Origin of the sequence: Erysipelothrix sp. HDW6A, from assembly GCF_011400295.1 — a bacterium.
Lineage (GTDB): Bacteria > Bacillota_I > Bacilli_A > Erysipelotrichales > Erysipelotrichaceae > Erysipelothrix.
In genome coordinates this window covers 1479614-1493119 of record NZ_CP049859.1, presented here as the reverse complement: position 1 = coordinate 1493119, position 13506 = coordinate 1479614, and the positions used below count along the sequence as shown (strand labels likewise).

Here is a 13506-nt window from a genome sequence, read left to right as displayed (position 1 = left end):
AATTAGAGTAGGTGATAGTATGAACATTCCAGAACCAATTCTTTCCATAATGAAGCGCTTAGAACCACACTATCAGGTATATCTTGTGGGTGGTTTTGTTCGCGACGCAGTCTGGGGAAAAGAATCATTTGATGTTGATATGTGTACGGATTCACCGGTACAAGAATGTGCTCAAATTTTCAAAGATTTACGACCAAGTATTTATGAACCGTATGGAATTAAATTCAAACATAATGAATATGATATTGAAATTAGTATCTTAAGAAAAGAAACTGGTACTCAAGATTTACGACATCCTGAGATTATGGAGGCTGTTGATTCAATTGAAATTGATGCCAAGCGACGCGACTTTACAATCAACACTTTGTATTGTGACAGTGAAGGTTTAATTCATGATCCACTTGCTGCCATGAACGATGTTCTTGGGTATCGTTTAAAGTTTGTTGATGACCCTTATACGAGGATACAGGAGGATGCTTTAAGAATTCTAAGGTTTTATCGTTTTATTGCACAACATAATTTGAACTATGATAGAGAAAGTTATAAAGTCTGCAAGAAAAATATAGACTTACTTAACAAGTTAACATTAAGACAGATGCGTGATGAATTTATCAAATTATTAATGTCGGAAGGCTTTCAAGAACTTGTCCTGTCCGCTCCATGGTTACTATCTGAAATCTTTGATGAGTATCGTATAGCGTATCATTTTGACCAAAAGAATAGTTATCATCAATATAGTTTGTATGAACATAGCATTCGGGTTGTAGGGGCGTGTCCTTATGATGAATCAATACGTTTAGCAGCTCTATTTCATGATTTAGGCAAACTTGAAACACAAGTTATTGAAGATGGACAGGGTCGATATCCAAATCATGCAAAGGTGAGTGCTGCAATTGCTCAACGTTACTTGATAGAGATGGAATTGCCTAAGAAACAGTGTCTATTCATTGTTTCTCTCATTGAAAATCACACCTTGAGATTTGAACGCACAACTTCTCATTTCCAACACCTTATTAGAAAGCATGGAGAAGTGTGGGTAAGAAGCTTGCTTGCGCTAAAAAGAGCGGATAATGCTTCTAAATCTTCTAAAGCATCCTATCAATTGGATAACTGTGATGAGTTTGATGGCATTGTGAATACGATAATCAAAGAAAACTATCCAGTTTCAGTCCAAGATATTAATGCAAGTTCTGAAAAGATACTAGAACTCGGTATAAAAAAAGAACAGTTGTCAAAAGTAAAGGAAGATATACTAGATCGACTTATCGATGGTTTATTAGAAAATAATGAAGAAGCAATACTTTCGTACTGTAAGGAGGCATGGTTATGAGTTATATTTCAGTTAATGATATTCGTAAAGTGTATAAAATAGGAGATGTAGAGATTCATGCTGCATCAGGAGTTAATTTTGAACTTGAACAAGGTAAGTTTACCGTTATTGTGGGTCCTTCGGGTGCTGGGAAAACTACTGTAATGAACATTCTTGGTGGTATGGATTTACCAACCTCGGGTAGTGTAATTGTAGATGGTAAAGATATTTCAAAACTTAATGACAAAGAGATGACACGGTATCGTCGCTATGATGTTGGTTTTGTTTTTCAATCATACAACCTTATTTCTAACTTAACGGCATTAGAAAATGTTGAACTCGCAACGCAAATATCAGAAGATGCTAAAGATCCTGCAGCAGTTTTAAAACAAGTAGGCTTGGAAGATCGAATGAATAACTTTCCATCACAACTGAGTGGTGGGGAACAACAACGTGTTGCTATTGCACGAGCAATCGCTAAGAACCCTAAGATATTATTGTGTGATGAACCAACTGGAGCTTTAGATACCAATACTGGTCAACAGATATTGAGAGTTCTTCGTCAATGCTCGGATTTCTATAATATGACGGTTGTAGTTATTACTCATAACCAAAGTATTACACAAGTCGCAGACCGTGTAATTGAAATCAAGAATGGTAAAGTTGAATCAGATGTTGTGAACCATAATGTCAGAGATGTGGATGATATTCAATGGTAAAAGATGTCATTCGTGATATTAAAGGAAGATGGCTACAGTTTGTAGCGATTCTATTAATTACAGCCCTTGGGGTTGGTTTTTATATTGGAATTCAAGTCACAGGTTACGATATGCGCTTTACTGCAGATCAATATATGAAAACAAGTAATGCCCTTGATTTGGAAGTACGGCATACTCTTGGGATTGATGAGGAGATGCTTACTTCACTTAACAAGCTTACAGGCTCCCAAGGACAAGGTATCTACGTTACAGATGCCTATATTCATCTAAGTAACAGAGACGGTGTTGCACGTGTTATTGAGTTTACAGATGCAACATCGAATGATGTTTTGATAAGTGAAGGAACAGTTCCCAAAAATGATAATGAAGTTTTCGTGGATGAACAACTCATCAATAAATTTCAATTGAAAATTGGAGACACTATAGTACTTAAAGACAATGATATCTTTGAAGAAATAGAATTAACAATCGTAGGATTTGGAAAATCTAATCTCTATATGAATCTTGAAAGAGGATCTACTACATTAGGGACAGGTGAAGTAAATGGTTTTATCTACCCGAAAGGCTTACAGCATAAACATGAAGTTTTTACTGCTGTGCGTTTTGAAGGTGTAAATGTTAGTGAAGCCAAAGATGTGATTGGTAATAATGAAGAAACACTTTCTAATGAACGCTTTGAACGGATTGTGGCAAACGATCGACAAAAACTTGCGGATGCCCAGTCTGAATTAAACACTCAGAAAGCAAAGATCTTACAACAATTCACACAAGCTGAAAATGCTCTAAAAGAAGCAAATCAGAAACTCAAAGATGCGAGTCATGAGTTAGCTTCAGGTATTCAAGAAATTACAAGTCAACTGGGTATCAATATTTCTGGAATGAGTTATCAAGCACAACTCGATAATGTTAAACTTCATGTGACAGAATTCAAAAATACAAATACTAAACTCGTCGATGGTGAACTTGCGAAAGCAACAGTGATGCTAGAAGAGCTTCAAACAAACTATGAAGCAATTGCTAAGCAAATTGAAATCACAACTGATGTTTCACTGCTGGAGCAACTTACAATTCAACAAAAAGAAATGGAAGTACAAATTCAGACAGTGGAAGCTCAAGTCACAATGCTTATGGAGAAGCAATCGGAGCTCACTGCAGAGTTTAAAGTGGTGGATGATGGAGTAAATACTCTTCAAGCTGGAATAGACTACTACAACGAAGCAAATCAGTTATATAAAGAAAATATGCAAAAATTGCAAACGAATCGAAATATAGCACTTACTAAGATTAATCAAAATCAAAGCGAAATTGATGAAGGTATTGCTACTATAGATTCTACAAGTCATGGTAAAATCTATAGTTTCGAGAGAAAAGATGTCCTTGTCGGTTATACCGAATTTTACCAAGACAGTGACCGTATTGAAGCTATTGGTAAAGTATTCCCGCTCATTTTCTTCGGAGTTTCAGTTCTTGTAACATTAAGTACTATATCAAGAATGATTGATGAATCACGATCACAAATTGGTGTATATAAAGCCTTGGGATACTCTTCGTGGTATGCTTCCTTAAAGTATATTTATTTTGCCTTGTTTAGTTGGGCAGGTGGTGTTCTTATAGGAGTTGCCATTGGGTTTTATATGATACCTAGTTTAATATATAATGCTTATCGTATTATGTATCAAACACCGGATTTAATTACCCAGTTTGTAATGTCTTATGCATTGTTACCACTAATTATTAGTTTTTTATGCAGCGTTGGTATAGCTGGCTATAAAGCATTAAAGGTTAGTCGTCAAAGGACTGCAAATCTACTACGACCTGAAGCACCTAAGAAGGGGCAAAGAATTATTCTAGAACGTATTCCTTTTATATGGAATCGCATGTCATTTCTGTATAAAGTTAGTTTTAGAAACCTGTTTAGAAACAAGTCACGCTTTCTAATGACAATCTTAGGTATTGGTGGTTGTGCTGGGCTACTTATTACTGCTTTTGGTTTACAACATTCAATTTATTCAATTATTGATAAACAGTTTGGTGAAGTTATTCATTATGATGGAACTGTACTGCATAATGATGCCACTATCGATACATCTTTATTTACACAGTCAATAAATGTTGCTTCGGTTGGTGGCAAGTATGAAGGCAATGACATTCAAGTAATGATTTCAAGTCCAGAAGATGATATCAGTTCTTTTATAAGCCTTCAGTCTCGTGTTACCAAAGAGAAGTTAAGCTTAGATGATAATTCAATTATTATCAGCGAGAAGCTGGCGATACTTGGGGGATTAGAGGTTGGGAACACAATGATGTTAGATCTTAATGGTCAGGACGTTAGTGTACTTATTGGTGGTATTACAGAGAACTATGTAATGCATTATGTGTATATGAGTCGCAATCTTTATACAGAAAAAACAGGAGAAAGCACACACGATACAATAACTTTCTTTAATACTGATACAGATAATCAAGCTCTTGCAACGCAGATTTTAGAAAATAAAGATGTTTATTCAATATCGTTTATGGATAATGTCTCGGATGCCTATAGCGATATGATGAAGAATTTTGATATCGTGATCTATGTAATTATGGGGGCTGCTTTCATTTTAGAGCTGATTGTATTATTAAATCTTATTTCGATGAATTTAAGTGAACGAACGAAGGAGTTAGCGACGATTAAAGTCTTAGGATTCTATCCAAAAGAGGTAGCTCAATACGTATTACGTGAGAATATTATTCTTACATTTATTAGTATGGTCTTTGGTTTAGGCTTTGGTGTGGTATTGCATCGTTATGTTATATTAAAAGCTGAACTTAACTTTGTAATGTTTAATCGCGAACTTTTAGTATCAAGTGTTGCTACAGCAATCGCAATAACCATACTTCTTTCGTTGATTATTAATTTCTTAATGTCGCGTAAAGCGAATGACGTTAATATGAGTGAGGCACTTAAGACGTTTGATGAATAATAGGGGGAACATGATGAAAGTCATACTTGGAGCAGGTAATACACGTGTCAAAGGTTGGGTTTCAACCGATGAAGACAGCTTGAATTTACTGTCGGAAGAGAGTTTTTCTAGTTTTTTTAAGAATGGTAAGGCACAAACGATGTTAGCGGAACATGTTTGGGAACACCTAACTTATGAGGATGGTGTTCGGGCAGCACGCTTATGTTATGACTTTCTTGAAGATGGAGCTTACATTCGTGTGGCGGTTCCAGATGGAAACCTGCACGATGATGCTTTCTTACGGCTTGTAGGAATCGGGGGACCTGGTCCAAAGGACCATCCAGCCTACACTCATAAAGTGTTGTATACCTATGATAAATTAGTAGAAGTATTTGAGAGTGCTGGATTTGTGGTGAAGTTGTTAGAGTATATTGATGAAAAAGGGATATTTCATTATATCTACTGGAATGCAGAAGACGGTCCAATCGGACGGTCCTTACGCTACGACACACGCAATAGTAGAGAACGAATTGGAATGGCCTCAATAATCATTGATGCATATAAACCACTCTGTATTAATTTGAATGAAAGTATCTAGTCTTATGGTCGAAAAATTTTGAAAGTACCAAGGAATTATTTGGTGCTTTTTTCTATAATAGTGATATAATATTGGTAGTAAAATGTGTGAAAAATACAATATTCTTGACAAAAGTATTTATTATTGTGTAAACTTCTTTATATATAAAAATGGAGGATGTTTGTGGAAAACAGTGACCAGGACAGTTGTCCGAATTGTATACTATTGAGAAAAACTATAAGTAAACTGAGATGTGGTTGGTTCAATCAGATCGTTTTTAATATTGCAGGAGGTGCAGAATTATGTATGGCCAAATAGCTGTATTAATTTTCCTTGTTGCGTTAAATGCGTTCTTTGCAGGTAGTGAACTTGCTTTCGTCTCATTAAATAATAACAAGCTTAAAAACATGAAAGAAGAGGGTAACCGTAAAGCGGGAGTAGTACTATCGCTTAAGGAAAACCCTAACCAGTTCTTATCAACAATCCAAATTGGTGTTTCTTTAGCAAGTATTCTATCGGGTGCTTTTGCTTCAGATGCCTTTGCGGAAGTTATTACGAATTGGTCTGTGGCTCAATTTAATTTAAGTGCCACACTCGTTAGACCTATTGCAATGATTGTGGTTACCTTAATTACTTCATATCTCATGCTTGTATTTGGTGAGTTGGTACCGAAACGAATTGCAATGTCAAACTCAGAGAAGTTTGCGTTCTTTGTATGTTACCCAATATCGTTCTTATCGAAAATTACTAAACCGATTGTAAAATTCTTATCATTCTCAACAAATATTGTTTTACGCCTTGTTGGTATTGATCCAAATAGTGTTGAAGATGAAGTTACAGAAGAAGAAATTCGTATCATGGTCGAAGCAGGGGAAATCAACATTGAAGAAAAAGAAATGATTCGAAATATCTTTGAGTTTGATAACCACACTGCAGAAGATATCATGACTCATAGAACTGATATTATAGGTGTTGATATAAACAGTACATTTGAGGATATTATGAATATCGTTGATGAAGAACGCTTCACGCGATATCCAGTCTATGATGATAGTATTGATGATATTATTGGGATCTTGCATTTACGAGATTTATTACGTTATGTAAAATCAAGCAATGGTAAAGATTTTGATATTCATGAAATTATGTGGGAACCATTATTTGTTCCTGATTCAAAGAAGACCGATACTTTATTTAGAGAGCTTCAGAATGCTAAAACACATATCGCTATAGTAATTGACGAATATGGTGGAACAGCAGGTCTTGTGACCATGGAAGACTTAATTGAAGAAGTTATGGGTAATATCATGGACGAATACGATGATGAAGAAGGTCATGAAATTGTTGAAGTGCATCCTGGAGAATATCTGGTTGATGGACTTGTGGACCTTGATGAACTTGACGATGTCCTAGATATAGAATTACCGATTGATGATTATGATACCTTAAGTGGTTTCTTGATTAGCTTCTTAGATCGTATTCCAAACGAAGATGATATCAAATTTGATACTTCTGATGTGGTTTATAAAGGTTATCGATTCTCAATTGTTGATGTGGATGAAAAAGTAATCTCAAAAGTTAGGATTACAAAAGAAAAGCAAGACGATGAAGACTTGCTTGAAGAAAATTAAATATAGTACATAAGGGATTCGCTTGTTTCAACTTGAATTGACTCAGCGATTTCGAATAAGCGAAGCGATTGTAGCTTCGCTTTTATTGAGTCATCAAGTAAAACATAAATATGATTGTAGAGTGCATTGTTTAGAGTTTCGCTGCTGCACGCATCCTCTGTTATTTCAAATAATTGGGGTTCTAGTGTTTCAAAGATTTCAAGTAAGGTCACATTGGAGTCTTTTACATAGTAACCGCCAGTAGGTCCTTTTATAGATTCAACGATTTGCGATTTCTTTAAATCAGAATATATTTGTTCTAAGTATATTTTAGAGATATCTAGTTCTTTTGATAAAGTGTTTAGTGAAGTTTGTTGGTTACCTTTGCTTACGATATAGACAAGACTAGCGATACCGTAGCGAGTTCTTGAAGAGAGTTTCATGTTTATCACATCCTTAAACACTATGTTATAATATAATAAAACGTGATGTCAAGAGAAATCATTACTGTTTACAGAGATAATTGATGTATGCTATACTCATTTTACACATAGTTAGTTAGGTGGTTATTATGAAAATATATAAGAATATTCGTGAATTGATTGGACATACACCATTAGTATCATTACAAAACATAGTAGATGAGAATGTGGTAGCTGATGTAGTTGTTAAAGTTGAAAGCTTTAATCCAAGTGGAAGTGTTAAAGACCGTGCTGCATTGGGAATGCTTGAAACAGCAATGAAAGCAGGTATTGTTAATAAGGAAACTGTGATTATTGAACCAACAAGTGGAAATACAGGAATTGGTTTATCTGCTATTGGTGCCTCATTAGGCTTAAGAGTTATTTTAACAATGCCAGAAACAATGAGTGTTGAACGTCGTAATTTATTAAAAGCTTACGGTGCAGAAGTGGTGTTGACTGATGGGTCAAAAGGAATGAAAGGGGCAATCGCTAAAGCGGAAGAACTTTCAAAAGAAATCCCAAATAGTTTTATTCCTTCACAATTTGACAATCAAGCAAACTCAAGAAAACACTTTGAAACAACTGGTCCAGAAATTTTCGAGGATACTGATGGTAAAGTTGATATATTTGTTTCGGGAATTGGAACAGGTGGAACTATCACTGGTGCCGGTCAATATTTAAAGGCTCAAAACAATAAGATTCAAGTAATCGGTGTCGAACCAGAAGCTTCACCAGTATTAAGTGGTGGTGAACCTGGGCCTCATGCCATTCAAGGAATTGGAGCTGGATTTGTGCCAGGGATCTTAGACACAGAAGTGTATGATGAAGTTATCAAAGTATCGAATGCAGATGCTCTTACAACGGGTAAGAGACTTGCTCAAGAAGAAGGAATCTTTGCAGGTATCTCCTCAGGTGCTGCGGTTAGTGCTGCTCTAGAGGTTGCGAAACGTCCTGAAAACAAAGGTAAACTAATTGTAGTTATTTTACCTGACTCAGGGGATCGTTATTTATCAACTGCAATGTTTGCAGAAAACAATTAAGAAAGTCTTCGGACTTTCTTTTTTTGTTTATACAAAGCTATATTTATTCTTTAGTTCTTTAGAAAAGTTTGGTAGTATTAGTACTAAGGAGATTATATCTATGAAACAACCGCGTTATCAACAAATTGCTATTGATATTGCCAGCCGCGTTGCTCGTAATGATTTTACGAAAGGACAACGTCTTTCAGGGCGTTCAGTTTTATCAAGTGAGTATGGAGTGTCGCCAGAAACTATACGTCGTGCAGTGAAACTTTTAGAAGAAGAAGGCGTAGTTACTGTTGCTACTAATTATGGTGTTATTATAGATTCGAAAGAAAAAGCACGTCTTTACTTAGAATCCACATCAAGTGTTAATGATGTTAGTCAGCTTCGACGCAAACTATCGGAATTGATGGTTAAACGTTCCCGTATTGATGATGAAATTGAAAACACAATTGACAAAATTATAGATTTATCCAGCCGTTTTAGTTTCTCTGATCCGCAGAAGAAATATGATTTTGTGATTGGGCATGAATCAGAGCTCCTAGGAAAAACTGTACGTACCTCATCATTCTATCAAACTACTAATATGACAATTACTGCAATCCGCCGAGGTAATGAGACATTCTTATCTCCAGGACCTGATGTAGTTTTCCAAGAAGGAGATATGCTCAGTGTTATTGGTCATGTACAAGATGTTGAACATGCAGAAGAAGTTATTGAAGGTGAGTAGACAGCTTGTGTCGAAAGACATTGAGTATTGGGATGCATATGATTGCAATGAGAATAAAATTGGATTTGATTTAATTCGAGATGAACCAATTCCTAGGGATATGTATCACTTGGTTTCAGAAGTATTGGTTTCCCATGAAGATGGGTCGTTTCTAATCATGAAGAGAGATCTACAGAAACAATCTTATCCAGGTCTCTATGAAGCTTCTGCTGGTGGAAGTGCCTTAAAGGGTGAAGATGCACTGGAAGCAGCTCAACGTGAGTTGCTTGAAGAAACAGGTTTGCATGCTTATTCATGGGAAGAGATAAATACAGAGATAACGCACAATACAATTTATAAATCATTTGTATGTATTACTAAGTGTTTGAAATCTTCGGTGCTTTTACAACAAGGAGAAACAAGTGACTTTTGTTGGTTAAATCGAGAAGAATTTCTTAGCTTCCTCGATTCTAAATGGTGTATCCCTGCTCAAAAACGTCGATTAAGCAAGTATCTAGGAATAAAACTAACCGTATGACTAGAAACCAATTTACGAATATGGTAAAATACGAGTAGAAAATCTTAAGCAAGCCATATCTTTATAAACTTTCTTTCAAGAGAGGTGCGGTCAGGTGAAACGCACTAAGAATATTATAAAGATGCTACTTGACTAGATGGGCACATGCCCCGTACGTTTGCGTTAAAAACTAGAGGTGTATACGATTTGTATAAATCAGGATGGTACCGCGTGAAAACGTTCCTGTTGGGGATGTTTTTTTTATGTTAAAGGAGAAACCAATGAAGAAATTAACAAGCAATCAAATTCGTCATATGTTTTTAGAGTTCTTTGAAAGTAAAGGACATATGATTGAACCAGGGGCACCGCTCGTGCCAATTAATGATGATACCTTACTTTGGATTAATTCAGGTGTGGCAGCATTAAAACGTTATTTTGACGGAACAGTAAAACCAAAGAATCCGAGAATCGTCAACATTCAAAAATCATTAAGAACCAATGATATCGATAATGTCGGTCGTACAAGTCGTCATCATACTTTCTTTGAAATGATGGGAAACTTCTCAATTGGTGACTACTTTAAAGTAGAAGCAATTGCTTTTGCATATGAGTTTCTATTCTCTGAAGAATGGTTAGGCTTAGATATAAACAAAGCATACTTTAGTGTTCATACTAACGATGATGTTGCTTACGATACATGGGTCAACAATCACAACATAGATCCAAAACGTATTTTGAGAACGGATGATAACTATTGGATGATTGGTAATGGACCAAGTGGACCAAATAGTGAAATCTTCTACGATCGTGGTGAAAAATATGATCCAAACGGCATTGGCGAACGCTTATTCTTTGAAGACTTAGAGAATGATCGTTATGTAGAAGTTTGGAATATTGTATTCTCACAATACGATGCTGTCGAAGGACAAGCAATAGAAACGTTTAAAGAACTTCCACAGAAGAACATTGATACAGGAATGGGGTTTGAACGCCTTGTAAGTATTATTCAAGAAACAGAGTCTAATTTTGAAACAGACTTATTCATGCCGCTCATTCAATCAGTATCAAAGCTTACTGATATTAAATATGAAGACAACACGATGGCATATCGCGTTATTGTTGATCATATCCGTTCTTTAGTGTTCACATTAGCTGATGGAGCAGTGTTCTCTAATGAAGGGCGTGGATATGTATTGCGTCGTCTCTTACGTCGTGCTGTTCGTTATGGAAAAGTTCTTGGTATTCAAGATGCATTTCTTTATAACTTAGTGGATGATGTTGTAGTTCTTATGGAAGATCCATATCCATACTTAAAAGAACGTGCAGATATGATTCGAGAACTCGTGCTTCATGAAGAAAAACGCTTTGCAAAAACTTTATCAGGTGGAGAAAAACTACTGCTCGATACAATTGAATCAACAGACAGTAAAGTATTGGCTGGTGAAGTAGCCTTTAAGCTGTACGATACTTATGGGTTCCCAATCGAATTAACACAGGAAATAGCAGAAGAACATCAAGTGACTGTTGATTTAGAAGCATTCCAAGTTGCACTTAATGAACAGAAAGAACGTGCGCGTTCAAGCCGTCATAAAGTTGAGTCAATGAGTTCTCAACAAGAAGACATTCTTAATTTCAAAGAAAAGAGTGAGTTTCTTTATGACACATTAACAAGCGAAGGAAAAGTCGTTGGCTTGTTTAAAGATGGTCATGCTGTTGAAGTCTTAGAAGGTAAGGGTGAAGTGGTTGTTGATATCACTCCATTCTATGCTGAAAGTGGTGGACAAGTATCAGATACTGGAGTTCTTGAATTTAATGGTAAAGAATACCCAGTAACTTCTGTTCGTAAAGCAAATGCAGGACAACATCTTCATACTGTTACACTTGATCAAGAATTAAAAATTTCAGATCGTGTAGTGCTTAATGTAGATCGTGAACGTCGTGTACTAATTCGTAAGAATCACTCTGCTGTACACTTACTCCAAGCATCACTTCAAAATGTAGTTGGGGATCACGTCCAACAAGCGGGATCTTATGTCGATGATGAATACTTCCGTTTTGATTTCAGTCACTTTGAACGTGTTAATACAGAACAACTCAAAGAAATTGAACAACAACTTAACAAATGGGTAGCAGCATCACTTCCTATTTATACAGATGTAATGAGCCTAGAAGATGCTAAGGCAACAGGTGCTATGGCATTATTCTCAGAAAACTACGGTGATACTGTCCGTGTTGTATCAATGGGCGATGTATCGAAAGAACTATGTGGTGGAACTCACGCACAGAGCACAGGTGAGATTGGTTTAATTACACTTGTGTCTGAAGAGAGTGTTGGATCAGGTGTACGACGTATTGTTGGTAAGACAAGCATTGGTGCTTATGAATACCTATTGACCTATAAGAAGGAAGTATCGGGGCTTCGTGAGAGTTTAAAACTTACGCCTCAAAAAACACTTGAAAGTAAGATTCACGAAATGCAAAGTCATATTGATACCCTTCAAAAAGAGTATGATGGTATGATTCAAGATATGTTGACAGTAAGTGTTAAAGAATATCAAACACAAGCATTAGTAATGAAAGATGACTTGAAGTTTATTTGGATAGAAAAACACAACGAACAACAAGAAGTACTAAAAGACTTAGTCGAAAGACTTCGTGAGAATGTTGACTTAGTTATCGTTGCAAATATTAAAGAAGATTCTGTAAATTTTGTAGCTGGAGCAAGCGAGAAAGCTATTAAATTAGGTCTAAAAGCAGGTGACTTTGTAAAACAAGTTGCACAAATAACAGGCGGTAATGGTGGTGGAAGACCAAACTTTGCACAGGCAGGTGGTAAAGATATCACAAAATTACCAGAAGCAAAGCAAGAAATATACGATAAACTTGGTCTAGAGCTTTAATTTTGATTGCCGTTACTGTAAAATAAGAATAAAGGATGTGATAGAATGAGTAAAAAGAATTTGACTGAAACTGTAGCATATAGTGCAGAGTCTGTTCGTCATGAGCGCATTAAAGAAATCCTTCATGAAGTTGAAGTTGCACTCGAAGAACGTGGATACCAACCTGTTAGTCAGATATCAGGTTATTTGGTTTCAAATGATCCAGCTTACATTTCTTCTAATCGTAATGCTCGTAACACGATTCAAGAAGTAGAACGTTACGAAATTATCGAAGAATTGGTTCGTTTCTATCTTAGTCATAAATAATGATAGGAAAGACTATTGGACTTGATCTGGGATCAAAAACATGTGGTGTGGCAATATCAGATGCATTAGGAATGTATGCACATCCTGTTGAAACACTGTACTACAAGGAATCAAGAGATGAGCTTAAAGCTCCACTTCAAGAATTGATTACGAAAGAACGTGTCAAACATCTAGTTTTGGGTTATCCTAAGATGATGAATAACGATGTTGGAGAACGAGCACAACTTTCGGAATCTTTTAAAACGGAACTTGAAGCATGGTTTGGTATAGAAGTGTCACTCATGGACGAACGTCTTACAAGTGCTGCTGCGAACCGTGTTCTCATTGATGCAGATGTTTCAAGAAAGAAACGAAAAAAAGTTGTTGATCAATTGGCAGCGGTAAATATTCTGCAGTCCTATTTAGATCGCCAACGCTTTTTAGAAAGGTAA

At 36.0% G+C, this 13506-nt stretch carries 12 protein-coding genes; 11 read left to right on the top strand and 1 reads right to left on the bottom strand.

Going from position 1 to position 13506, the window contains the following annotated elements; translation table 11 throughout:
- Positions 1–19: 19 nt before the first annotated feature.
- The 5 genes from G7059_RS07640 to G7059_RS07620 all read left to right on the top strand — a co-directional run bounded on the left by G7059_RS07640 (position 20) and on the right by G7059_RS07620 (position 7178).
- Complete coding sequence (locus tag G7059_RS07640) at positions 20–1330, top strand: CCA tRNA nucleotidyltransferase (RefSeq protein ID WP_166081492.1); 1311 nt, start codon at positions 20–22, stop codon at positions 1328–1330.
- Positions 1327–2028: an ABC transporter ATP-binding protein gene (locus G7059_RS07635; RefSeq protein WP_166081491.1), complete on the top strand. Its 702-nt coding sequence runs from the start codon at positions 1327–1329 to the stop codon at positions 2026–2028. Before G7059_RS07640 ends, G7059_RS07635 begins: the two co-directional genes overlap by 4 nt.
- Entirely contained in the window at positions 2022–4991 is a 2970-nt protein-coding gene (locus tag G7059_RS07630) for an ABC transporter permease (protein ID WP_166081490.1), read from the top strand. The genes G7059_RS07635 and G7059_RS07630 overlap by 7 nt, the downstream gene beginning before the upstream one ends.
- 10 nt (positions 4992–5001) lie before the next feature.
- Complete coding sequence (locus tag G7059_RS07625) at positions 5002–5568, top strand: hypothetical protein (protein ID WP_240920480.1); 567 nt, start codon at positions 5002–5004, stop codon at positions 5566–5568.
- A 281-nt stretch (positions 5569–5849) separates the two neighbouring features.
- Positions 5850–7178 (top strand): hemolysin family protein, encoded by a 1329-nt coding sequence (locus G7059_RS07620; protein WP_166081488.1) that lies wholly within the window; start codon positions 5850–5852, stop codon positions 7176–7178.
- On the opposite strand, the gene G7059_RS07615 is transcribed toward G7059_RS07620, so the two are convergent.
- Positions 7175–7600 (bottom strand): Rrf2 family transcriptional regulator, encoded by a 426-nt coding sequence (locus tag G7059_RS07615; protein WP_166081487.1) that lies wholly within the window; start codon positions 7598–7600, stop codon positions 7175–7177. The two genes, G7059_RS07620 and G7059_RS07615, sit on opposite strands and share 4 nt — an antisense overlap.
- A 128-nt stretch (positions 7601–7728) precedes the next feature.
- On the opposite strand from G7059_RS07615, the gene cysK reads away from it, so the two are divergent.
- The 6 genes from cysK to ruvX all read left to right on the top strand — a co-directional run bounded on the left by cysK (position 7729) and on the right by ruvX (position 13506).
- The gene (gene cysK, locus G7059_RS07610; protein WP_205700196.1) at positions 7729–8661 is read left to right on the top strand and encodes a cysteine synthase A; all 933 of its coding nucleotides are present in this window, start codon (positions 7729–7731) and stop codon (positions 8659–8661) included.
- Positions 8662–8761: 100 nt separating this feature from the next.
- On the top strand, positions 8762–9373 hold the full coding sequence (locus tag G7059_RS07605) for a TrkA C-terminal domain-containing protein (RefSeq protein ID WP_166081486.1): 612 nt from the start codon (positions 8762–8764) through the stop codon (positions 9371–9373).
- Entirely contained in the window at positions 9345–9890 is a 546-nt protein-coding gene (locus G7059_RS07600; RefSeq protein WP_205700195.1) for an NUDIX domain-containing protein, read from the top strand. The genes G7059_RS07605 and G7059_RS07600 overlap by 29 nt, the downstream gene beginning before the upstream one ends.
- A 260-nt stretch (positions 9891–10150) precedes the next feature.
- A complete protein-coding gene (gene alaS, locus G7059_RS07595) occupies positions 10151–12769 on the top strand; it encodes an alanine--tRNA ligase (protein WP_166081485.1) in 2619 nt (872 codons plus the stop codon).
- A gap of 45 nt (positions 12770–12814) precedes the next feature.
- Positions 12815–13075 carry an IreB family regulatory phosphoprotein gene (locus G7059_RS07590; protein WP_166081484.1) on the top strand — a complete coding sequence of 87 codons (261 nt, stop codon included), beginning with the start codon at positions 12815–12817 and terminating at the stop codon, positions 13073–13075.
- Positions 13075–13506, top strand: coding sequence for a Holliday junction resolvase RuvX (gene ruvX, locus G7059_RS07585; protein WP_166081483.1), 432 nt, complete (start codon positions 13075–13077; stop codon positions 13504–13506). The genes G7059_RS07590 and ruvX overlap by 1 nt, the downstream gene beginning before the upstream one ends.